Genomic DNA, 22,543 nt, shown 5'->3' with positions numbered 1-22,543 from the left:
TCTGTGAATGCCTTCCGTATGAATTACGAATTTCCATCAGTTTAATGGATGATGGAGTATTGGAACATCCCAATTACGTTGTGAACTTATATTGTGAATCAGGGGGCTCCATGTCGTTATTCTCTTCTTTTTCTCTCTCATTATTGCTGCCGCTGGGTATTGCGGTATTCGCCGGGAGCATCGTGCCTTTTCAGGCTGCCAGTAATGCGATGCTGGGGCGCTCGTTAGGCCATCCACTTTGGGCAACGCTGGTCTCACTGCTGGTCAGCATCTGCGTGCTGTTGCCGATTCTGTTTGCTGCTCGGGTGCCCACGCCAGCACTGGGTAATGCCTTGCAGGGGCCGTGGTGGATCTGGCTGGGCGGCGTGGCAGGTGTGGCCTATATCACCGCCGCCTTATTGCTGACGCCAAAGCTCGGAGCCTCAGGTTTTATTGTCTGCGTGATTGTTGGGCAGGTTGTGGCATCGCTGATCATCGATCATTTTGGTTTGATGGGGTTGGCGGTGAAGCCTGCGACGCTGGGGCGAATCGCGGGTGTCGCGTTAATCGTGATGGGGATGCTGGTGGTGCAATATTCTGCTGCTTCTCAACCGCAGACAAAACCCACCGCGGCAACCCATCAGCAGTCACAGTGAGAGATGAATTCTCCATTTTTTAGCGGAAATGGGTCACATTTCCGTCATCTATCATCGCTAGTATGAAAATGAGTAGCGGCTTTCGTCGTTCAATTGAAATGTCGTTAAGCCGCTTTGTTTGATAGATAGGAGACAGTAAGCATGACGAATAGAAACCGTAATCTGAATACTGACCGACTGAGCGATCCACGCCGCCGTGAATTGCCGTCAGGCGGCGTAGATGCCGTCGGCCTGTCCGGGTTTCTTGGCGGTGGCATCTGGTCGATTCCCGCCGAGGCGTTGGCCGTACCGTCATCCAAAAAGGCTCAGTCTGAAACGACTTTCCCCTTTCTATGACTCTGGCACGGTTGGCGATGGAGCAACGGTTTTCGAGCCTTTACTCACCCGATAAGGGTGCGCTATCGCCAGAAAGCTCGGTATTTGATGAGAGTGACGGTTGCGTGAAATAACGCTTATCGTCCCAACGCAGCATAGTCAGCTCTCCTCCCCAACAGCACCCGGTATCCAGCGCGTAAATGTTTTCCGGCGTGCCTTTCCCTTCCAGCGAGGCCCAATGGCCGAACGCAATAGCGTATTCCCCGGCAACCTGACTCGGCAGCTCAAACCACGGTTTTAGCAGAGAAGGAGCCTGACTCGGTGGCTCTTTACACAGCATATCCAACTGCCCGCCGGAGAAGCAGTAGCGCATACGGGTAAAGACGTTGGTGCTAAAGCGTAGACGGGCCAGACCGCTAAGTTCCGGGCTCCAGTGGTTCGGCATATCGCCATACATGGCATCGAGGAAAAGTGGGTAGCTGTCGCTGCTCAGGATCGACTCGACTTCGCGTGCGCACATCTGTGCAGTGTGGAGATCCCACTGCGGCGTGATGCCCGCGTGCGCCATCACCAGCTTTAGATCGTCATCGACCTGTAAGATCGGCTGGCGGCGTAGCCAGTTGATGAGTTCGTCTGCATCGGGCGCGGTAAGGAGCTCGTTGAGCCGATCTTTCGGCTTGTTGCGGCTGATGCCTGCATAAACGGCTAGCAGGTGCAGATCGTGATTGCCAAGCACCATGCGAACAGAGGAACCGAGGGAGCGAACAAAGCGTAGAACCAGGAGGGAATCCGGCCCGCGTGCGACTAAATCGCCAGTTAGCCAGAGCGTATCTTGCTCTGGATTAAAGGAAACTTGCGCCAATAGCGCTTTGAGTTCAACTAAACAGCCGTGAACATCGCCAACTAAGTAGGTAGACATAATTAATGTATCAGTGAAGGAATAGCCAGACGGAAAACGGGGATGGAAACCTGAAACGCTTTACCCTGATGGTCAACCATATGGTAGTGGCCTTCCATCGTACCGAGAGGCGTTTCGATGACGGCACCGCTGGTATATTGGAATTCGCCGCCGGGCTGGATAATCGGCTGCTCACCGACGACACCTTCACCCTGAACTTCAGTCTGGCGACCGTTACCGTTGGTGATCAGCCAATAACGTCCCAAAAGCTGGACTTCATGACGCCCCAGATTGCGAACCGTAATCGTGTAAGCAAACACGAAACGTTCTTCATCAGGCTCCGATTGTGATTCCACATAGAAGCTCTGAACCTGTACACAAACGCGGGGCGCATTAATCATGATGAACTCCAGTTATTCCTGTTTTACAGGATGCTCGCTCAACCAGTTCGCCAATCGGCAATATTGTTCAACGGTCACATTCTCTGCGCGGCTGGAGACATCGATTCCCAGCTCGGTGAGAATTTCCGGGGTGAACAGGTTGCCCAGACTGTTACGCAGTGTCTTACGGCGCTGGTTAAACGCTTCCGTTGTGATGCGGCTCAGCACGCGAATGTCGCTGACCGGGTAGGGGATCTCGGCATGAGGAACGAGTCGCACTACGGCGGAATCAACTTTAGGCGCGGGCTTGAATGCCTCTGGTGGTACTTCAAGCACAGGGATTATCTGACAATAATACTGTGCCATGACGCTCAGGCGTCCGAAGGCTTTACTGTTCGGCCCTGCCACCAAGCGGTTAACCACCTCTTTCTGCAACATAAAGTGCATGTCGCGGATAGATTGAGTATAGGTGAACAAGTGGAACATCAGCGGTGTGGAAATGTTATACGGCAGGTTGCCGAAAACACGCAGCGGTTGCCCAGCTTGTTCAGCGAGCGCGGCGAAATCGATCGTCATGGCATCTTGCTGAATAATTGTCAGCTTGTCTTTCAGCGTCGGATGCGTTTCCAGCCGCGCGGCCAGATCCCTATCCAGCTCAATAACGGTAAAACGATCCATCCGTTCGCCAACGGGTGCGGTCAACGCGCCGAGGCCGGGACCGATCTCAACGATCGCTTGACCCGGTTGAGGATGAATCGCCGAAACGATGCTATCGATCACGAAGTGATCGTTTAAAAAGTTTTGCCCAAAACGTTTACGGGCGAAGTGACCTTGGTGTACGCGATTATTCATTACTGTGTTTTATCATTTTAATGGCAAGATTTAATGCCGTGATGAAGCTGCCGGGGTCGGCGCTGCCGGTTGCGGCCAGCTCAAGCGCTGTACCGTGATCGACCGACGTACGAATAAAAGGTAACCCCAGCGTGATATTAACGGCGCGCCCGAAGCCCTGATATTTCAGAACCGGGAGCCCTTGATCGTGATACATCGCCAAAACGGCGTCAGCGTGCTGCAGATACTTTGGCTGGAAAAGCGTGTCGGCAGGCAACGGCCCAACCAGCGTGATGCCCTGTTGCCGGAGTTCGTCCAGCGCTGGGTTAATCACATCTAGCTCTTCACGGCCCATATGGCCGCCTTCGCCGGCATGAGGATTCAATCCGCAGACATAGATCTGTGGTTGAACGATGCCGAATTTTGTCTGCAAATCATGATGCAAAATCGTGATGACTTCGTGCAGGCTCTGGCGGGTAATCGCCGCAGAAACGGCTGCAAGCGGAAGATGCGTGGTCGCTAAGGCAACGCGCAGTTCTTCTGTTGCCAGCATCATGACGACACGGTCACAGCGGCTGCGATCGGCGAAAAACTCAGTGTGTCCGCTGAAGGGGACGCCGGCATCGTTGATAATGCCTTTATGCACCGGGCCGGTAATCAGCGCGGCGAATTCACCGTTCAGGCAACCATCGCAAGCACGCGCCAACGTTTCAACGACATAAGCGCTGTTAGCGACATTCAATTGGCCTGGAATGATGGTTGCCGGTGCGGCGATCGGCAGGATGGTCAGGCTACCCGCCTGTTGTGGCTGTGCGGGCTGGCCGGGTTGATAGTCACGCAGCGTCAGCGGCATAGACAGCTGCAATGCGCGACTGAGTAACAGGTCAGGATCCGCACAGATCACGAGCTCTACAGGCCAGGCCTGCTGAGCCAGAGCAATCACCAGATCGGGGCCAATCCCGGCGGGTTCGCCGGGGGTGATCACAACGCGTGGCGTATTGCTCTCAGTCTGCATTAGTTAGTGGCACCATTAATCACTTTGACATAGGCCGCTGCACGCTGTTCCTGCATCCAGGTTTGCGCTTCTTCAGCGAATTTACGATTAAAGATCATACGGTACGCTTGCTCTTTTTGCGCCGCGTCGGTTTTATCAACCTGACGGGTGTCTAGCAACTGAATCAGGTGCCAGCCAAAAGAGGAATGAACAGGCTGGCTGATTTCGCCTTTCTTCAGTTTCAACAACGCATCGCGGAAGGCCGGATCGTACATATCTGGAGAAGCCCAGCCAAGGTCGCCGCCCTGATTCGCTGAACCGGGATCCTGGGAGAGCAGTTTGGCTTGTGAGGCAAAATCAGTGCTGCCGTTTTTGATCTGCTGTGCCACTTCGGCCAGCTTGGCTTGCGCCTGGCTGTCCGTCATGACGACAGACGGTTTGATCAGAATATGGCGAGCATGCGTTTCGGTTACCGATACGCTTTTGTTACCGCCACGAATATCGTTCACTTTCAGAATGTGGAAACCCACACCAGAACGGATCGGGCCAACGACCTGACCTTTCTGCGCCTGTGTTAAGCGTTCAGCAAACAGCGTTGGGATCTCTTGCAACTTGCCCCAGCCCATTTGGCCGCCTTTCAGCGCCTGAGAGTCTGCGGAATAGGTAATGGCCAACTTGCCAAAATCCGCGCCTTCATTGATTTGTTTCACCAGCGACGTTGCCAGGTTTTCCGCCTCATCAACCTGCTGCTGAGTCGGGTTTTCTGATAATGGGATCAGAATGTGGCTCAGATTCAGCTCATCGTTTTCACCGGTCTGGGTGGCGATTTGCTTAGCCAGCGTATCGACTTCCTGTGGCAGCACGGTAATGCGACGGCGGACTTCGTTGTTACGCACTTCCGAAATCAGCATCTCTTTGCGAATCTGGTTACGGTAAGTGTTGTAGTTCAGACCTTCATAAGCCAGCTGGCTTTTTAGCTGGTCCAGAGACATCCGGTTCTGAGCGGCAATATTGGTAATCGCCTGATTCAACTGCTCATCCGTCACCTGGATACCCATCTTCTGCGCCATTTGCAGGATGATGTTATCCATGATCAGGCGATCGGTAATCTGATGACGCAGCGTGGCGTCATCCGGCAACTGTTGCCCGGCCTGCTGGGCGTTCAGTTTTACCGACTGCAAAAGACTGTTTACATCACTTTCCAACACGACGCTGTTGTCGACTACTGCTGCGACTTTATCAACCACCTGTGGTGCTGCGAACGCGGTAGAGGCACTCAGTGCCAATCCGAGAATAAGCGTTCTCCAGTTCTTCATACCTTTCCCATTATTTCATCCGCAAGGCGGGTTAAAAGTTCCAACGTTTCAGTGAGACAGCCTGTGGCCCTTATCGGCTAAGCACTCTGCATGACATCAGAATGCGCGCTGGTAAGGCAAAATACCTGAACGCAGCATTTTGTCGGAACCCAGACTGTAATTGCTGCTTAAACCACGTAATTCGATATTAAACGACACTTTGTTGTCGTATTCGCTGCTGCGGCTTGCGCTGTTCCAGTCGGTAATTTTACGTTCATAACCGACGCTCACAGCCCAACAGCAGGTATTGTACTGTAAACCAATCAGCTGGTTTGCTGGCTGATTAGCCTTGGTATCGTAATAATAAGCCCCAACCACCGCCCAACGCTCGACGATCGGCCAGCTCGCGGTGACACCGACCTGCGAAATACCTTGCTGAGAACCCTGATTTGTCACGTTCGGCAACATGTCGCGAATGTATTCAGGGCTGGCGTAACGGTAGTTCAACTGCACCAGACGCTCCGCATCGCGACGGTATTCTAACACGGCGTCGCCCAGCGCGACTTCGTTCAGACGATTGTCGTATTGCAGACCCCCGCGAATGCCCCAGCTGTCATCGATTTTCAGGAATGAATCACCGGCCCACACCTGGCTGCCGTTGTTATCACTTTTATCGAGTGACGTATTGCGGTCACCGGTACGTGGACGATCGAAGTAATAGATTTGACCAATAGAAGCGTTAAAACGTTCAACCAACGCATCATCATAAATACGCGTAGTGACACCGGTCGCAATCTGATTCGCGGACGCGATGCGATCCAGGCCGCTATAGCTGCGATCGCGGAACAGGCCGGAATAATCGGTCTGCATCAGCGTGGAGTCATAGGTATGGATGCTGCTCTGATCGCGATAAGGCACATACAGGTACTGCGCGCGAGGTTCCAGCGTCTGGGTATAGGCCTGCGACCAGTCCATTTCACGCTCAAAGACCATTTTGCCATCGACTTTATATTGCGGCATGACGCGGTTAACGGAACTCTGGAGTGCGTTTTTATTGACGTCGTTGACGGTAGGATCGGCACGATAGCGATCCAGATTGTCCTGTTGATAGTGCGTCGCCAACAGCCTGGCTTCGGTATTCAGGCTAGCCCAGCGGTTTGCCAGCGGGAGATTCAGCGTTGGCTCAACGTGCAGACGAGTCGCTTCCGGCCGGTTGTCGTTGACGTTGGTAAATTTTACCGCCTGACCATAAAGATGCATATCAACCGGGCCGATATCATTCTGGTAATAATTGATATCGAGCTGCGGCTCAGCACGGTAGACATCACGGCTGGTTGCGTTGGAAAAGACCTGGAACCGTCTGGTGGACACCGTGGTATTCCAGTTTTGGTTCGCATAGCCTGCACTGAGCTTTTGGGCGACGTAGCCATCGGTAGTCGAACCGTAATGTGAATCCAGATCGGTGAAGTAGCGATCGTCGCTGACTTTTGTGTAGTCTGCGTTAAAGCGCCACACATGATCCATCACGCCGCTGTGACCCCAGTGGAACAGCCAGCGAGTATCGTTATCGTCTTGTGGTGAGATTTTGGCGTATTCATTGTCGCTGGGCAGCCAGTCGAACTGAATGACACCAAGGCCCGGTGTGGTCAGGTAACGGAATTCGTTCTGCCACTGCATACCACGCTTAGTTTGCAGATGCGGTGTGATCGTGGCGTCAAAATTAGGGGCAATATTCCAGTAATAGGGCGTCAGCAGTTCGAAGCCATTGCTGCTACCATATTTTGCATTGGGGATCAGGAAGCCAGAGCGTCGTTTATCGCCGATAGGAAGCTGTAAATACGGGCTATAGAACACCGGTACGCCAGCAATCTTGAAACGTGCGTTCCAGATTTCAGCAACCTGCTCTTCTCTGTCTTGAATCACTTCCGAACCGACGACACTCCAGCTATTATCTCCCGGCAGACAGGAAGTGAAGGAGCCGTTTTCCAGAATGGTGTAGCGATTGCTGTCACGCATTTTCATTTTGTCGGCGGAACCACGCCCTTGACGGCCCACCATCTGATAGTCGCCTTCATAGACGTCGGTATCTTTGGTGTTCAGGTTGGCCCAGGCTTTAGGGCCTTTCAGGATAACCTGATTGTCGTCGTAGTGGACATTTCCCGTTGCAGTAATGGTACGCGTTGGCGTGCTACCCTGCGTTGTCGGATCCAACTGGTTCAGTTCCACCTGCTCGGCGGTCATGACGCTGTTGCCCTGCTGGATGTTAACATTGCCGATGAATTTGGCGTTGTCGGGATAATTGGCTTCGGTTTTGTCGGCCTGAATATTGACCGGCAGCTGATTAGGATCGCCTGTTACCAGCGGTCTGTTGTACGTAGGTACACCCAGCATGCACTGTTCAGCGAGATCGGCCAGCGCGTGCTGACTGTAAAGCGCCGACCAAACCAGAGTGGCCAGCAGAGTTGGGAAACTTTTTTTCATACGTGGTATCAGGTGTTCCGTCATCAGGGGCATCATGCCGGCAAACGGTCAGAGACTATATCACTCGTTAGCGTCGCGCCAGTGTTAAATCCCCACCGCCTATACGCACCGCCGTTAGGTGCAAAGATAAATGACAGGTATGATAAAGCAATTTTTGGCTGACGGCATGAGGATTTGAGGAGTATATGCGGTATTGGGGAAAGTTGCTGGGGTTGGCGCTGGGAATCGTCTCAAGCGCTGGCATCTGGGGAATGATCATGGGCTTACTGATGGGGCATTGGATTGACAAAGCCCGGGCATCGCGTCGCCGTGATTATTTCTCAGCTCAGTCTACCCGTCAGTCATTGTTCTTTCTCACGACCTTTCAGGCCATGGGACACCTGACCAAATCCAAAGGCCGGGTGACGGAAGCTGATATCAAGATCGCAACCAAAATGATGGATCGCCTTGAGCTGTTTGGTGAGGCCAGAACGGCCGCTCAACGGGCTTTCCGTGAAGGAAAAACCAGCCATTTCCCTCTGCGAATAAAATTACGCAAGCTACGCGATGCCTGTCTGGGACGTTTTGATTTAATTAAGATGTTTCTGGAAATTCAGCTTCAGGTCGCGTTTGTTGATGGCGTATTGCATCCAAATGAACGACGCGTGTTGTATGTAATTGCCGATGAGCTGGGCGTGACGCGCGAGCAGTTTGAGTTCTTTCTGCGGAATATGGAAAGTAGCACGGGGCAACAGTCGCGGCAGAATCAGTCACGCCAGAACGGTAAATCGCATCAACGACGCAGTAACGGCCACTCCAGCGGGGGCTACTCCAACGGACACTCTTATGGCGGCCAACGCCCGGCTTCACCGCCGCGTGGGCCAACGGTCGAAAGTGCCTGTCGTACGCTGGGCGTGCGCAGCAGCGATGACGCCGTGACGATTAAGCGTGCCTATCGCAAACTCATGAGCGAGCATCATCCCGATAAGCTGGTCGCCAAGAAGCTTTCGCCGAGGATGATGGAAATGGCCAAGCGCAAAGCGCAGGATATTCAGGCCGCCTATGAACTGCTGAAAAGCGCGAGTCAGACAAAATAATCCGCATCCTTCCTCTTCTTACTCCTTCCCCGTTTTACCGTTCCCGCAAACACCGATTTGCAAATACCGTCGGCGCATCTGCCTCAAAAATCCGCTTCGCAACGAAAGTGCATGGGGGTATTGAATTCAGGGTGGGTGATAGCCAGTTCTTGTGCGTGCAGTAAAAGGCGGGGGGCGAGTGCTTTGGCATCGGGGTGCGCATAAAAGCCATCGCCGAGGATAGGGTGACCTAGTGCGAGCAGGTGAACACGCAGTTGGTGGGAGCGACCGGTAATCGGCATCAGCTTGACGCGTGTTGTACCGTCAGCGTCACGCGAAAGTACCTGATACTCCGTCTGCGCTGCTTTTCCTGTTTCAAAGCAGACTTTCTGTTTCGGGCGGTTCGGCCAATCGCAGATCAGAGGCAGGTCGATGACGCCTTCATCCTGTGCCATGTGTCCCCAGACGCGGGCAAGGTAGGATTTCTTGGGTTCACGCTCGCGAAACTGACGCTTTAATTCGCGCTCCGCGGCTTTCGTGAGGGCGACGGCAATCACGCCGCTGGTTGCCATATCCAGACGATGTACGGATTCTGCGGTCGGATAGTCAGCCTGAATACGGTTCATGACGCTGTCTTTGTGTTCTGGCGCACGGCCGGGAACCGACAGCAGACCGCTGGGTTTATTCACCACCATGATGTGCTGATCCTGATACAGAATATGCAACCAGGGATCGGTAGGCGGATTATAGGGTTCCATTCACGCTCCAAAATACGTAAAAGACAGGGACGTCGTTGCTGTTTGATCGAGATACTCGGACTTATCACGAGGCGAGGTACTCCTGCGGAAACCTCATCTCCGTGCTTCTCTACTATGTGGCTATCCGTGCACTGAAAAGTCTGGCTGCCCATATATGTATAAGAGGTTGCTGACAAAGTCCGCAGAGCGGGGGTAACGGATAGATCGTAAAGACGCTGCAAGTACGTCCATGTAAGCTCGGATTGCGCAGATAGGAATCTCATCCCTGAGATTCCCCCTTCCAGGGCCGTCGCAAGCGACGTTCAAAAACGTTCCTGACGTTTTTGTCCATGGCGCAAACGCTTTACTCTTCTATTCCGTTACTCCCGTTTTCATTCGGCGAATAGGTTTGTCAACGGTCTGATAAGGCATATATGGGCGGCACATTACTGATGTGTCACTACAACCAGACGGATTGCATCCAGACGCCAGTTGGCTTCATGCAGGTTGCTCAGCACCTGTTCGCGCTGGTTTTCCAATGCAGTCAGCTCATCTTCACGAATGTTGGGGTTGACGGCTTTCAGCGCTTCCAGACGTTCCAGCTCGCGGCGCAATTGCAGGTCAGCCTGCTCCTGAGCTTCGGCGATGAGATGGCGCGCCTGCGTTTCCACCAGCGCTTCTGCCTGTTGCAGCATGGCGTGAACATCAGGCTGTACGGCATTCACCAGCTTGCTGGACGTATGACGGTTTACCGCATTGAGCTGGCGGTTGAAGCTTTCAAACTCAACCTGTGCCGCCAGATTGGTGCCTTTACGGTCCATCAGCAGGCGAACCGGCGTAGGCGGCAGGAAGCGGGTCAGCTGCAGGTGTTTCGGTGCCTGCGCTTCCACCACGTAAACCAATTCTGCCAGCAATGTGCCGACCGGCAGCGCTTTATTTTTCAGCAGCGACACTGCGCAACTGCCGGTATCACCGGACAGCACCAGATCGAGCCCGTTACGGATCAGCGGGTGTTCCCAACTGATAAACTGTGCGTCTTCGCGAGAAAGCGCCTGATCGCGATCGAAGGTGATCGTACAGCCGTCCTGCGGCAGGCCCGGGAAGTCTGGCACCAGCATATGATCGGATGGCGTCAGGATGATCAGGTTATCGCTGCGATCCTCCTGATTGATGCCAACAATATCGAACAGGTTCAGGGCGAATGTCACCAGATTGACGTCATTATCCTGCTCGGCAATGGCTTGCGCTAGCAGTTGAGCCTGTTCGCCACCGTTAGAATGCATTTCCAGCAGGCGATCGCGGCCTTGTTCAAGCTGTTGTTTCAGGCTGTCGTGCTGTTGACGGCAAACATGGATAAACTCATCCAGTCCCTGCTGTTCACCAACGGTCGTCAGTCGCTCGATCAACTGCGTGTGGTGCGCATCATAGATGGTACGGCCTGTCGGGCAGGTGTGTTCAAATGCATCCAACCCTTCGTGATACCAGCGCACCAGCAACGCCTGTGCGGTGCTTTCCAGATACGGCACCAGAATCTGAATTTCTTTGGCCTGCCCGATACGGTCCAGACGACCAATACGCTGTTCCAGCAGGTCGGGGTTGAACGGCAGATCGAACATCACTAAGTGGCTGGCGAACTGGAAGTTACGACCTTCGGAACCGATCTCTGAACAGATCAGCACCTGTGCGCCTTCTTCTTCAGAAGCAAAATAGGCGGCGGCGCGGTCACGCTCCAGAATAGACAATCCTTCATGGAAGACGGCGGCGCGGATCGCTTCACGCGTGCGCAGCACTTGCTCCAGCTGTAGCGCGGTGGCTGCCTGTGCACAGATCACCAGCACTTTTTCGTCACGATGTGCAGTCAGGTAGTTCAGTAACCATTCCACGCGCGGATCGAAGTTCCACCACGTGGCATCGTCCCCTTCGAGCTGCTGATAAATTTGTTCCGGGTACAGCATGTCGCGGGCGCGGGCTTCCAGCGCCTTATTCGCGTTCATAATGCCGGACACCTTAATCGCCGTTTGGTACTGCGACGGCAGCGGCAGACGGATTTGATGCAGGATACGCTGCGGGAAGCCTTTAACTCCCTGGCGCGTGTTACGGAATAGCACACGGCTGGTACCGTGGCGATCCATCAGCATGGTGATCAGTTCCTGACGCGCTTTCTGATTGTCATCACTGTCGCTGTTGATGGCTTTCAGCAGCGGTTCGATATCCTGTTCGCCCAGCAGATCGCTCAGCGCATTCAGTTCAGCCGTTTGGGCTTTTTCGCCCGCTAACAGCAGCGTGACGGCATCGGCGACCGGGCGGTACTGCTGCTGTTCGGCAACGAATTCCTGATAGTCGTGGAAACGGTTGGGATCGAGCAGGCGTAAGCGCGCAAAGTGGCTCTGTTGGCCGAGCTGTTCCGGCGTCGCGGTTAAGAGCAGAACGGCCGGCGTGGCGCGTGCCAGCGTTTCAATTGCCTGATATTCCGGGCTAGGGCTTTCTTCGCTCCAGACCAGATGGTGGGCTTCATCCACCACCAGCAGATCCCAGTCGGCGTTAACGAGCTGCGCAAAGCGTTGGGCGCTGCGTTGCACAAATCCCAGTGAGCAGATGACCAACTGTTCGGTTTCAAACGGATTGCTGCTGTCCAGCTTGGCTTCGGCATAGCGTTCGTCGTCAAACAGTGAGAATAGCAGGTTAAAGCGGCGCAGCATTTCGACCAGCCACTGATGTTGCAGAGTTTCCGGCACGACAATCAGCACGCGACTGGCACGACCTGCCAGCAACTGCTGGTGGATGATCATCCCGGCTTCAATGGTTTTCCCCAGACCGACTTCGTCCGCCAGCAAAACGCGCGGTGCGTGGCGTTGGCCGACTTCATGAGCGATATGCAACTGATGGGGGATCAGGCTGGCACGCATGCCGCGCAATCCGCCCCACTGTTGCAACGTTTGCTCGTTCTGATGCTTGCGGGCGCGGTAGCGTAGTGCAAAGCGATCCATACGATCGATCTGCCCGGCAAACAGGCGATCTTGCGGTTTGTTGAACGTCAGCTTGCTGTCGAGGAAGACTTCACGCAGTTCCGCCGACGTTTCATCGTCGAGGCGTTGGCCGCAATACACCAGCAACCCTTTTTCTTCTCGCACGTCATCAACTTTGAGCTGCCAGCCTTCATGGCTGGTGACGGTGTCGCCGGGATTGAACATCACGCGGGTGATGGGGGCGTCGCTGCGGGAATAAAGTCGGTTTTCACCGCTGGCAGGGAAAAGCAGCGTAATCATACGCGTATCGACGGCAACAACCGTTCCCAGTCCAAGTTCGCTTTCCGTATCGCTGATCCAGCGCTGACCAAGTGTAAAAGGCATAAATTCTTAGCTCGATGTTCGTCTGTGTCGGAGGAATGTCTGATTACATTATCGGGTGCCGATAATGCTGCTGATGCAAATTCAGAAAGGGCGTTATGGTAATGGATGACGGTGCGTTCGTCACCCCTCAAACTTGCTGTAGCACGAATTAACCCCTGTCATTTAAAACAAGCCCATTTGACCTGTTACCAGTGTAGCAAAATCGTCGTGCAGGAAAGGCAGAATGGCATCTGCGACGGGCTGGAGCTGGCGTTCTACATAGAACTGGTAGTCCAGCGGAGAATGCCGGGTTTCCAAAGGTTCAGGGCCGTTGACGGTCATCACATAGCTGATCCAGCCGCCGTTTTGGTATTGCAGCGGTCGTCCTTGCTGACGGTTATAGTCATCGGCGATTTTCGCGGCTCTGGCGTGAGGCGGCACGTTGCGCTGGTAATCATCAAGCCGGCGGCGCAGCCGTTTACGGTAGATCAGCAGATCGTCAAAATCCCCGTTCAGAGTGCGGTCGACATAATTCCGCAGCCAGTCCTGATAAGGCTGTTGCTGAAAAATTAGCAGATAGAGCTGCTGTTGAAACTGCTGCGCCAGCGGTGTCCAGTCGGTGCGCACGGTTTCCAGCCCTTTGAACACCATCTTTTCGCCTTGTGGCGTGTCGATCATGCCGGCATAGCGCTTTTTACTGCCTTGTTCCGCGCCGCGAATCGTTGGCATCAGGAAGCGGCGAAAGTGGGTTTCAAACTCCAGCTCCAGCGCGCTGGTCAACTGCTGAGTGTCTTGCAGGTGTTGTTTCCACCATTGGTTAACGTGCTGCACCAGCGCGTTGCCAATTTTTGCGGCTTCTTCTTCGCTATGCGCGTGCTTCAGCCAGACAAAGGTGGAGTCGGTATCGCCATAAATCACCTGATAGCCCTGTTCCTCGATCAGCTCGCGCGTTTTGCGCATGATCTCATGGCCGCGTAGGGTGATGGAGGAGGCGAGACGCGGATCGAAGAAGCGGCAGCCTGTCGCGCCCAGCACGCCATAAAAGGCATTCATGATGATCTTTAGCGCCTGCGACAGTGGCTTATTGTTGGTACGCTTCGCCGCTTCACGCCCTTGCCAGATTTGCTCGACAATCGCCGGCAGGCAATGCTGTTCGCGGGAGAACCACGCCCCGCGAAAGCCGGAAACGGCGTGCTGAGTGTCTGGATTCTGTGTTCCTACCGCTAGCCCGACCGGGTCGATCAGGAACGTACGGATGATGGAAGGGTAGAGGCTCTTATAATCCAGCACGAGCACCGAATCATACAGGCCGGGACGCGAATCCATCACAAATCCGCCGGGGCTGGCTTCGAGCGCGACGTCACCCAGATTCGGGGCAACGTAACCCATGCGATGCATGCGCGGTAAATAAAGGTGGGAAAATGCTGCAACGGAACCGCCGCTGCGGTCGGCCGCCAGACCAGTGACGCTGGCGCGTTCTAGCAAAAAAGGCAGCAGCTCGGTTTTGTCGAAAATACGCGTGACCAGTTCGCAGTCTTGCAGGTTATAGCGTGCGAGTGCCGGTTTATCTTCAGCAAAACGGCGGTCGATTTCATCCATCCGCTGATAGGGTGTGTCGATGGCTTTGCCTTCCCCCAGTAGCGACTGCGCGACGAATTCCAGACTAAACGAGGCAAAATTCCACGTCGCGGATTTGAGCGCATCAATGCCATCGATGATCAAACGGCCAGTGGCGCTGGCAAAAAAATGCCCCTGTTTAAAGCCGTGCTCCCGCCATTCTAACGCCTGACCGTTGCGCCCTAGCTTGAGCGGAATGTTGTAGCGCTCGGCATGTTTCTGCAAGACGCGCAGGTCAAACTGCACCAGATTCCAGCCGATGATGGCATCAGGATCGTGCTGCTGCATCCAGGTATTCAGCTTTTCCAGCAACAACGGGCGGCTGGCGACGTACTCCAGCGTAAAATCCTCGTGCTCGGCAGGCGTGCCGTTCGGTGGGCCGAGCATATAAACCTGACGCTGTCCGCAGCCTTCCAGCCCGATGCAGTAAAGCTCGCCGTGGCGGGTGGTCTCGATATCCAACGACACCAGTTTGAGCGTCGGGCGGTAATCAGGATTGGGTTTCATGCGGGCGTCCGTCAGCAGGCTATCTGAAACGGCGTTGCCGCTAAACCACACGGGTGCGGTGATAAAGCGTTCCATCAAAAAGCGTTCCGTCGGGCGAATATCCGCTTCGTAGACCTGAACGCCGCCTTCACGCAGCAATTTCTCCAGTCGCAGTAGCTGTCGGTATTGCGGGCAATACAGCCCCAGCAGCGGCTGATGGTGGAAATCCTGCATGGCGAGTGGTTTTAACTGCCAGCGTTTCTCCTGCTGTAAAAGCGTTCTGGCACGGGCTTCCTGCTGTGCAGGAATAAAGGCAACGGCCTGCTGTACTGGCAGACGTGCGAGCAGTGGGCCCTCGTCGGTGGCCAGCCAGAATTCAATCTGCGTGCCAGTTGGTGTGTCGTTCCAGTGGCGGGTCAGTAGAAACCCCTGACGAACCTGAGTCACTAAGCGGCCTTTTATAGCAAACGAGAGAAGGAAGGATGGTAGAGATAAGTATGGTTATTTATACAGGTGATGTCCAGCGACATCACCTATGATAGAGAAGAGGGGAAAATGGATTACTGCTCGTTGCCGGAGGCAGAGATCACGCGGTTGCGGCCTTCCTGCTTGGCTTGATACAGAGCTTCATCTGCCAGCTTGAAGGTGCGATCGATTGGCATATCGCTGACGCCCGGTTCCCACAGGGCAACGCCTAATGAGATGGTGATATTGCCCACGACAGGAATGGTCGATTCCTCCATGCGCTGCCGTAGCCGTTCAGCAATGCTGAGCGCGACGTCGAGACGGGTTTCCGGCAGTAGGATCAAAAATTCTTCACCGCCGCTGCGGCATAGAATGTCGGAATCACGTGAGCTGGTGCGAATAAGCTGTGAGAGATAGCGAATAACGTTATCGCCGACATCGTGACCGTAAGTGTCATTGATGAGCTTGAAGCGATCGATATCCAGCGCGATGACCGCAAAGCTTTTCTGCCCCATCTGCCAGTAGCGGAGCACGCTATCTAACCCACGGCGATTGAGCAGTTCGGTCATGGGGTCTGAATGTGCTTCAGAACGCAACTTACCAATTTTACGCTGGAGTAAATCGATACCCAGCAGCATGGCCTGTTTAAGCTGCGAGGCTTCGAAATACCAGGAGTGAATATTTCTGATGTCGTCGGAGACGTCCGTCGCATCCATTTTATTGGCGCTGCGCGCCAGCAGCCACAGCGGCTGGGCGATGAGCCGGGCTAGCAGCCAGACGCAGAAGATGGTCAACAGTGCGAGCGGAAGTGTGTGACGCAGCACGTTCAGCATCAGGCTATCGAGAGGTTTCAGCGTGATGTCCATCGGGCGAAGTGCCACAATCTGCCACTGTGAGGTGGCTTCAACCGCGTAACCCGCCAGCATGGCTTCGCCCAGATAGTTCACCATGTGCTGACTGCCGTTATTTTCGTGATACGCATCGATCTTCAGATTATTGGTTTCTGCTTTGCCAATACGTTCGATGTCACGGTGATACAGCATTTTTTTGTTCTTATCAGTGACGTAAATATAAGAACCGTCGCGGTAATAGTGTTTGTCTAAGAGCGTATTGAGAACGCTGGGCTGCTTAAGATAGATCGAGCCGCCAATAAACCCTTTGTAGCGGCCATCTCGTGTGAAGATCGGTGAAGATATCAGCACAATGAAGTTGTTGGCGGCGGACACATAGGGCTGGCTGATAAGCGGCTGCTTTTCTTTCAAGGCTTCTAGAGCGCCTTCTGTGGTCAGGCTTCTCCCGATTAATTGGAACGTATCGGGCGACGTGGCTCTGACGATACCTTTTTCATCGGCAATGACGACAGAGTTGAAATTGCTGGTCTGTAGCCGCAGGCGTTCAGCTTCTTTAAACAGACCGACCTTATCATCCATCTGGGTAGCGACGATATTGGCGCTGTAGGCGAGTTGCTGCTGGGATTCTTTAAAGAAGGAATGGGTCATTGCCGCGAGCTTGGTGGCGTAGACGCGGTTGGCTTCAAGGGTGTTATCAATCAGAAGCTCTCGCTGGACGCGATAGCTGGCATAAAAACTGTTTGCCAGTGTTACCAAGGCGCTCGCCACTGCCAAGAGTAGGATAAGACGTCGTAATCCGAAATGATTGAGTAGTTTAAAAAACATAGTGGCAGTGTGGCACGGTGGCAAAAAATGACCGCTATCATAAGTGTTGATGCCCGTCGGTGCAAAAGAATTGGCCATAAAACAACATTACTGAAGTGGTGCTAACGGCTTGAATTGGAAAATGATATTGCGTCTGCCTTGATAAGGGAAATAGTTGATATTTATCAGAACGTACAGGCTTCCTATACTTGCGAGCTGAGACCGCTTCAACGCAGGATAGATAAATCATGCTACATATTTTCGGTAGGATATTGCTGGATTTCGCGCTATCGGACAGGGATCAATATCGCCTGAGAGACGAAATCGTGTGGTAATCCGGTGTGTTGGATTTTTACATTAATCCTAATCGGATGATGAGGTGAAATCAGGAGTTGACGGCTTCTGCTATGATCCAGACAATCCTTGTTTTTATAACGTACGGGTAGATTTTATGGAAGCGTGGCTGGATCATCTGGTTACCCAATCGCTAGCGTATTCACTGATCGCCGTCATGCTGGTTGCCTTTCTCGAATCTCTGGCTTTGGTAGGGCTGCTGTTGCCGGGAACGGTGATGATGGCAACGCTGGGAGCACTGATCGGCAGTGGACAAATGGGGCTTTACCCGGCGTGGGCGGCAGGGATTATCGGTTGCCTGCTGGGGGACTGGATTTCCTATTTTATTGGCATGCGTTTTAAGGCACCGCTGCATAACTGGTCTTTCCTGAAAAAGCATCAGGCGTTGCTGAGTAAAACCGAATATGCCCTGTATCAGCACCCGATGCCGACGATACTGATCGGGCGTTTTGTCGGGCCGACGCGTCCGCTCATTCCTATGGTGGCGGGGATGTTGGGGCTGCCGCCTTATAAATTTGCTGTACCGAATATCATCGGCTGCCTGCTGTGGCCGCCTGCCTATTTCTTACCGGGTATTTTGGCTGGCGTTGCGATTGATATCCCCGCGGGGACAAACAGCGCAGGGTTTAAGTGGCTGCTGCTGATTACTGCCATCATGGTGTGGGGAGCTGGCTGGCTAAACTGGCGCTGGTGGCGCAGTGATAAGCGTAAACATGGTGACTGGTTTAGCAGAAAGATGCCGCTCAGACGCCTGCGCTGGGTCGCGCCTGTGATGTCCGCGGCGGCGGTTGCCTTGCTGATCGTACTACTACAGCATCCGCTGATGCCAGTTTACCGTCATCTGCTGTGGCAGGTGTTAAACGGGTAATGTTGGGCAGGCCGGGAAAGACCCGGCCACGCCAGTTAGCAGTAGAACTCGGCGACCTGCTCGAAAATACGCATTTCTTCACCGTGACGGCGAACCTGAAGGACGTCCTCCAGCTTTTCCACCTGACTGATCATTTGCTGTAGCCGCTGGTCATCTTTGACCAGTAGCCAGATGCGGCTTTCTTCTCCATTTGCCAGCGGCATACACAGAATGCCTTCCACGTTAAATGCCCGGCGGGCAAACAGGCCGCAAACGTGTGACATGACGCCGGGATGGTTGCGCACAGAGAGTTCTAGCGTGACCTGATTTGAAGTTGGTTGAGTTGACGAAGTTAGTTGAATTGACATAGTCATTAATCTCCGATCATATCGATGTTCGCTGCGCCCGGTGGCACGATAGGTAACACTTTTTCATTGGCGTCAATAAGTACGTGGATCAGCGCAGGACCTGGTTGATTGAGCATCTCTTGCAGCGCGGCCTGTGGGTTGGCGGCGGCGTTAAGATCGCAGGTTGCAAAGCCAAAACCTGCGGCAATCGCGAGGAAATTCGCGCTGTAGCGGTAATCGGCCGCGAAGATGCGCTTTTGGAAAAACATATCCTGTTGCTGGTGGACCAGACCGAGCGATTGGTTGTTCATCAGGACGATTTTTACGTTAAGTCCTTCTTCTGCCGCGGTCGCCATTTCCTGAATATTCATCATCAGGCTGCCATCACCCGAGAAACACACCACGGTGCGATCCGGTTCAGCCAGCGCCGCGCCAATCGCCGCAGGCAGGCCAAAGCCCATCGTCCCAAACCCGCCGGATGTCAGCCACTGGCGTGGACGACGCAGTGGATAACATTGCGCGACCCACATCTGATGCTGGCCGACATCGGTCGTGATGATGGCATCATGCGTCAGCGCCTGTGCCGTGGCCTGAACCAGACCGTAATGGCTTAATGGATCGTCAGCGCCCGGCATACTGAACGGAAATTCCTGTTGCAGACCACGGACGGTGGTACGCCATACGTCACGCTGCTGCGGCGTAATCTGTGGCAGCAACTGATCCAGCGCCTGTGCGACATCCGCGTTGATCGCCACGTGCGGCTGGCGGATCTTACCCAACTCGGCAGGATCGATATCGATATGAATGATGCTGGCCTGCGGGCAAAACTGTTCCGCTTTACCAATCGCACGATCGTCAAAACGCGCACCCAGCACAATTAACAAATCTGCCTGCTGTAAGATCAGATTGGTTGATCGTGCGGCGTGCATACCCAGCATCCCGAGCGACAGAGGGTGATCGACGGGCATGGTGCCCAGCGCCATCAGCGTCATGGTGGTTGGCAGGCTGGAGCGTTCCGCCAGTTGAACCGCCTGCTCGTGCGCGGCGCTGCTAATGATCCCACCGCCCAGATAAAGCACCGGACGCTGAGCCGCATTAATCATGGCCGCAGCACGCTCGATTTCCTGCTGGGCGATGGCAGGTGGCGTATCGAGAGGAAAGACGCCCGGCAGTTCGCTCAGCTCAATGGTCGCATTCTGAATGTCTTTGGGAATATCGATCCACACCGGGCCCGGACGACCCGACTGCGCGATGCGAAAGGCTTCCGGGATCACGCGCGGCAGTTCGTTGATGTCGCGAACCAGATAGTTATGTTTGGTGACGGGAATAGAGATGCCGTAGGTGTCGACTTCCTGAAACGCATCGGTACCGATCATGCTGGAAGGCACCTGACCGGTGATACACACCAGCGGGATCGAATCCAGTTTGGCATCGGCGATGGCGGTGAGCAGGTTGGTCGCCCCCGGCCCGCTGGACGCCATGCAAACCGCCGCGCGTCCGCTGGCGCGCGCCATGCCTTGTGCCATAAATCCAGCGCCTTGCTCGTGGCGAGCCAGAACGTGGCGGATCGTTTTACTCTGACCCAGTGCATCATATAACGGCAGGGCTGCGCCGCCGGGAATGCCCGCTACGGTGGTGATGCCCTGCTGTTCAAGCAGCCGAACAATTAACTGAGCGCCTGTATAACGCATGTTTACATCCTTCATCAGGGCCGGTGCGGTGTCGGAGCGGGGGGGGGAAAACAAGAAACCCCGCTCGGCTTGCGCCAGCGGGGTTTGAGAATCTTCGATTCGGAACCCGTTACGGCGCGCTGCCGACGACCACGACCACGACTGCCACGCGCACGACGACGACCGCGTCAACATGCGCGGTGCTTAGTAGTGCTGAAGTGGAAGAAGAATAGTGCGTCACGGGAATCCTATTTATGTTCTAGTGAATTATTTATGGCCGAATGTTGTGTTCGAATGAGTTATTCACTCGTCAACTCATATAAGCACAGCAGTACAAAAAGACACAATACCTACAAGGGATAAAAACTGAATATGTCGAATTGGTCACAGTATATTGAAAATTACACGGTGTGATTACTGCCTGATTTTTCGCCGTATAACCGAAAGAAGCGTGACTGTTTTCACAATTGGAACAGGGTTTCAATGTTATAAATTATAAAATAATCATTGGGATAGTGGGTGGTGATAAATGGGCGTGTCCCGAGCGGTAGGGAAAGGCGTATTAAGCGGTATCTTATTGATGGCAATGGGTATCGGCACGGCGATGGCCTGTCAGGCTGGCCCTGCTAACGAATGGAAACGGGGTATTGAACAGCAGCGTCAGGCGGATTTGGGCAATGGCTGTTATCTCAATCCGATTATTGCGGGCGATCATCCTGACCCCACGATTATCAAAGACGGGGATGACTATTACATGACGTTCTCGTCATTTGACGACATCCCCGGGCTGTTGATTTGGCATTCTCGCGATTTAGTGAACTGGGAACCGCTTGGCCCCGCGATCGCAACGCCTGTCGATGCGATCTGGGCACCGGATTTGGTGAAGCACAACGGCAAGTATTATATCTACTTCACTACAAACCGGATTATCGACGCCAAAGGGACGAAAAAGAAAACGCTGTATGTGATTACCGCCGATGATATCCACGGCCCGTGGACGCCGCCGAAGGATACGGGCTTGAAAAATCCGGCCAGCGATCCCGGCCACGTCGTGGGAGAGGATGGCAAGCGTTATATCTTTATGTCTGGTGGTAACCGCGTGCAATTAACGGACGACGGGCTGTCGACGGTCGGTGACATGGCGGTGGTCTATCAGGGATGGCAGTACCCGGAAGAGTGGGATGTGGAAAGCTTCTCGCAGGAAGGGCCTAAGATGCTGCGCCACGGTGACTATTTCTACATGGTGCTGGCGGAAGGCGGAACGGCTGGGCCACCAACCGGGCACATGGTGATTGCCGCGCGATCTAAATCGATCAACGGGCCGTGGGAAAACTCGCCGCATAATCCGATTATTCGCACGCAAGATCGTTCAGAAAAGTGGTGGTCACGCGGTCATGCCACGCTGATCGAAGGGCCGGATAAAAATTGGTACATGGTGTATCACGGCTATGAAAATGGCTTTATGACGTTAGGGCGGCAGGCGATGCTGGAGCCAATTGTCTGGGGCGATGACGGCTGGTTTACGTCCGCCGGATTCGATACTGGCAAACCGATTCGCAAGCCGGAAGGCGGCGAGGCGGTGCCTCACGGCATCGGCTGGTCTGATAGCTTTACCGACGAGAAATTTCCGGCTCGCTGGCATTTCTACCGCGCCAATGCGGAAGAGCTAAAGCGGGTTACGCTTAGCGACGGCAAGTTGCACCTGAAGGCGAAAGGTACGTCGCCGAAAGACAGTGCGCCACTGACGATGATCCCCGGCGATCAGGCTTACCAGATTGAAGTGACGGCGAACTTTGCCCCCGGCACGCAGGCGGGTTTATTGCTGTTCTACAACGCGAAGCTGTACGTCGGGCTGTCGTTTAATCAGGATGGCACCGTCATGCATCGCTACGGGCTGGAAAGGGCGGAGAAGAAATTGCCGCATATTACGGGCAATGAAGTGCAGATTCGGATGAAAAACGATCGCCATATCGTGACGTTCTATACCCGAACCTCGGATCAGGAACCGTGGAAAAAATACCCGGTGCAGATGGAAGTGTCCGGCTACCATCACAACGTCGCGTATGATTTCCTCAGTCTGCGGCCTGCCCTGTATGCTTCAGGCGAAGGCGAGGTGACGTTCAGCAACCTGCGTTATCAGGCGTTGCCTTAA

General features: G+C 54.1%; 17 protein-coding genes. 5 read left to right on the top strand and 12 right to left on the bottom strand.

Features of this window, described 5'->3' with window-relative positions; translation table 11 throughout:
• Nucleotides 1-110 precede the first annotated feature (110 nt).
• On the top strand, nucleotides 111-635 hold the full coding sequence (locus H4F65_RS19265) for a DMT family transporter (RefSeq protein WP_010681753.1): 525 nt from the start codon (nucleotides 111-113) through the stop codon (nucleotides 633-635).
• A 141-nt stretch (nucleotides 636-776) separates the two neighbouring features.
• Nucleotides 777-971 carry a hypothetical protein gene (locus H4F65_RS19260; protein WP_010681752.1) on the top strand — a complete coding sequence of 65 codons (195 nt, stop codon included), beginning with the start codon at nucleotides 777-779 and terminating at the stop codon, nucleotides 969-971.
• Between the two features lie 40 nt (nucleotides 972-1,011).
• Here the strand turns inward: H4F65_RS19260 and apaH are convergent, their stop codons facing one another.
• From apaH to lptD, 6 genes are all read right to left on the bottom strand, one after another.
• Nucleotides 1,012-1,869, bottom strand: coding sequence for a bis(5'-nucleosyl)-tetraphosphatase (symmetrical) ApaH (gene apaH / locus H4F65_RS19255; RefSeq protein ID WP_010681751.1), 858 nt, complete (start codon nucleotides 1,867-1,869; stop codon nucleotides 1,012-1,014).
• Nucleotides 1,870-1,871: 2 nt separating this feature from the next.
• Nucleotides 1,872-2,249, bottom strand: a complete 378-nt coding sequence (gene apaG / locus H4F65_RS19250) for a Co2+/Mg2+ efflux protein ApaG (protein WP_010681750.1) — start codon at nucleotides 2,247-2,249, stop codon at nucleotides 1,872-1,874.
• Between the two features lie 12 nt (nucleotides 2,250-2,261).
• Nucleotides 2,262-3,080, bottom strand: coding sequence for a 16S rRNA (adenine(1518)-N(6)/adenine(1519)-N(6))-dimethyltransferase RsmA (gene rsmA, locus H4F65_RS19245; RefSeq protein WP_010681749.1), 819 nt, complete (start codon nucleotides 3,078-3,080; stop codon nucleotides 2,262-2,264).
• A complete protein-coding gene (pdxA, locus tag H4F65_RS19240; protein WP_010681748.1) occupies nucleotides 3,073-4,074 on the bottom strand; it encodes a 4-hydroxythreonine-4-phosphate dehydrogenase PdxA in 1,002 nt (333 codons plus the stop codon). The genes rsmA and pdxA overlap by 8 nt, the downstream gene beginning before the upstream one ends.
• Nucleotides 4,074-5,369 carry a peptidylprolyl isomerase SurA gene (gene surA / locus H4F65_RS19235; protein ID WP_010681747.1) on the bottom strand — a complete coding sequence of 432 codons (1,296 nt, stop codon included), beginning with the start codon at nucleotides 5,367-5,369 and terminating at the stop codon, nucleotides 4,074-4,076. The genes pdxA and surA overlap by 1 nt, the downstream gene beginning before the upstream one ends.
• A 96-nt stretch (nucleotides 5,370-5,465) precedes the next feature.
• The gene (gene lptD, locus H4F65_RS19230) at nucleotides 5,466-7,829 is read right to left on the bottom strand and encodes an LPS assembly protein LptD (RefSeq protein ID WP_010681746.1); all 2,364 of its coding nucleotides are present in this window, start codon (nucleotides 7,827-7,829) and stop codon (nucleotides 5,466-5,468) included.
• A gap of 185 nt (nucleotides 7,830-8,014) precedes the next feature.
• Here lptD and djlA point away from each other — a divergent pair, with 185 nt between their 5' ends.
• Nucleotides 8,015-8,905 carry a co-chaperone DjlA gene (gene djlA / locus H4F65_RS19225; protein WP_010681745.1) on the top strand — a complete coding sequence of 297 codons (891 nt, stop codon included), beginning with the start codon at nucleotides 8,015-8,017 and terminating at the stop codon, nucleotides 8,903-8,905.
• Between the two features lie 83 nt (nucleotides 8,906-8,988).
• On the opposite strand, the gene rluA is transcribed toward djlA, so the two are convergent.
• The 4 genes from rluA to H4F65_RS19205 form a co-directional block, all read right to left on the bottom strand.
• A complete protein-coding gene (gene rluA, locus H4F65_RS19220; RefSeq protein WP_010681744.1) occupies nucleotides 8,989-9,642 on the bottom strand; it encodes a bifunctional tRNA pseudouridine(32) synthase/23S rRNA pseudouridine(746) synthase RluA in 654 nt (217 codons plus the stop codon).
• A gap of 425 nt (nucleotides 9,643-10,067) precedes the next feature.
• Nucleotides 10,068-12,971, bottom strand: a complete 2,904-nt coding sequence (gene rapA, locus H4F65_RS19215) for an RNA polymerase-associated protein RapA (protein WP_010681743.1) — start codon at nucleotides 12,969-12,971, stop codon at nucleotides 10,068-10,070.
• A gap of 162 nt (nucleotides 12,972-13,133) precedes the next feature.
• A complete protein-coding gene (locus H4F65_RS19210; protein WP_010681742.1) occupies nucleotides 13,134-15,500 on the bottom strand; it encodes a DNA polymerase II in 2,367 nt (788 codons plus the stop codon).
• Between the two features lie 113 nt (nucleotides 15,501-15,613).
• On the bottom strand, nucleotides 15,614-17,194 hold the full coding sequence (locus H4F65_RS19205; protein ID WP_039319154.1) for a sensor domain-containing diguanylate cyclase: 1,581 nt from the start codon (nucleotides 17,192-17,194) through the stop codon (nucleotides 15,614-15,616).
• Between the two features lie 430 nt (nucleotides 17,195-17,624).
• On the opposite strand from H4F65_RS19205, the gene H4F65_RS19200 reads away from it, so the two are divergent.
• Entirely contained in the window at nucleotides 17,625-18,395 is a 771-nt protein-coding gene (locus H4F65_RS19200; protein WP_010681740.1) for a DedA family protein, read from the top strand.
• Between the two features lie 35 nt (nucleotides 18,396-18,430).
• Here H4F65_RS19200 and ilvN read toward each other — a convergent pair whose 3' ends face one another.
• Together ilvN and ilvB are read right to left on the bottom strand one after the other, a co-directional pair.
• Nucleotides 18,431-18,742, bottom strand: coding sequence for an acetolactate synthase small subunit (gene ilvN / locus H4F65_RS19195; protein WP_039319151.1), 312 nt, complete (start codon nucleotides 18,740-18,742; stop codon nucleotides 18,431-18,433).
• Nucleotides 18,743-18,747: 5 nt separating this feature from the next.
• Nucleotides 18,748-20,412 (bottom strand): acetolactate synthase large subunit, encoded by a 1,665-nt coding sequence (gene ilvB, locus H4F65_RS19190; RefSeq protein WP_010681738.1) that lies wholly within the window; start codon nucleotides 20,410-20,412, stop codon nucleotides 18,748-18,750.
• A 508-nt stretch (nucleotides 20,413-20,920) separates the two neighbouring features.
• On the opposite strand from ilvB, the gene H4F65_RS19185 reads away from it, so the two are divergent.
• Nucleotides 20,921-22,543 carry a family 43 glycosylhydrolase gene (locus H4F65_RS19185; RefSeq protein ID WP_010681737.1) on the top strand — a complete coding sequence of 541 codons (1,623 nt, stop codon included), beginning with the start codon at nucleotides 20,921-20,923 and terminating at the stop codon, nucleotides 22,541-22,543.

The sequence above is a fragment of the Pectobacterium brasiliense genome (assembly GCF_016950255.1).
Classification (GTDB): domain Bacteria; phylum Pseudomonadota; class Gammaproteobacteria; order Enterobacterales; family Enterobacteriaceae; genus Pectobacterium; species Pectobacterium brasiliense.
The sequence above is the reverse complement of the archived record's forward strand: the minus strand, read 5'-3'. Positions and strand labels throughout refer to the sequence as shown.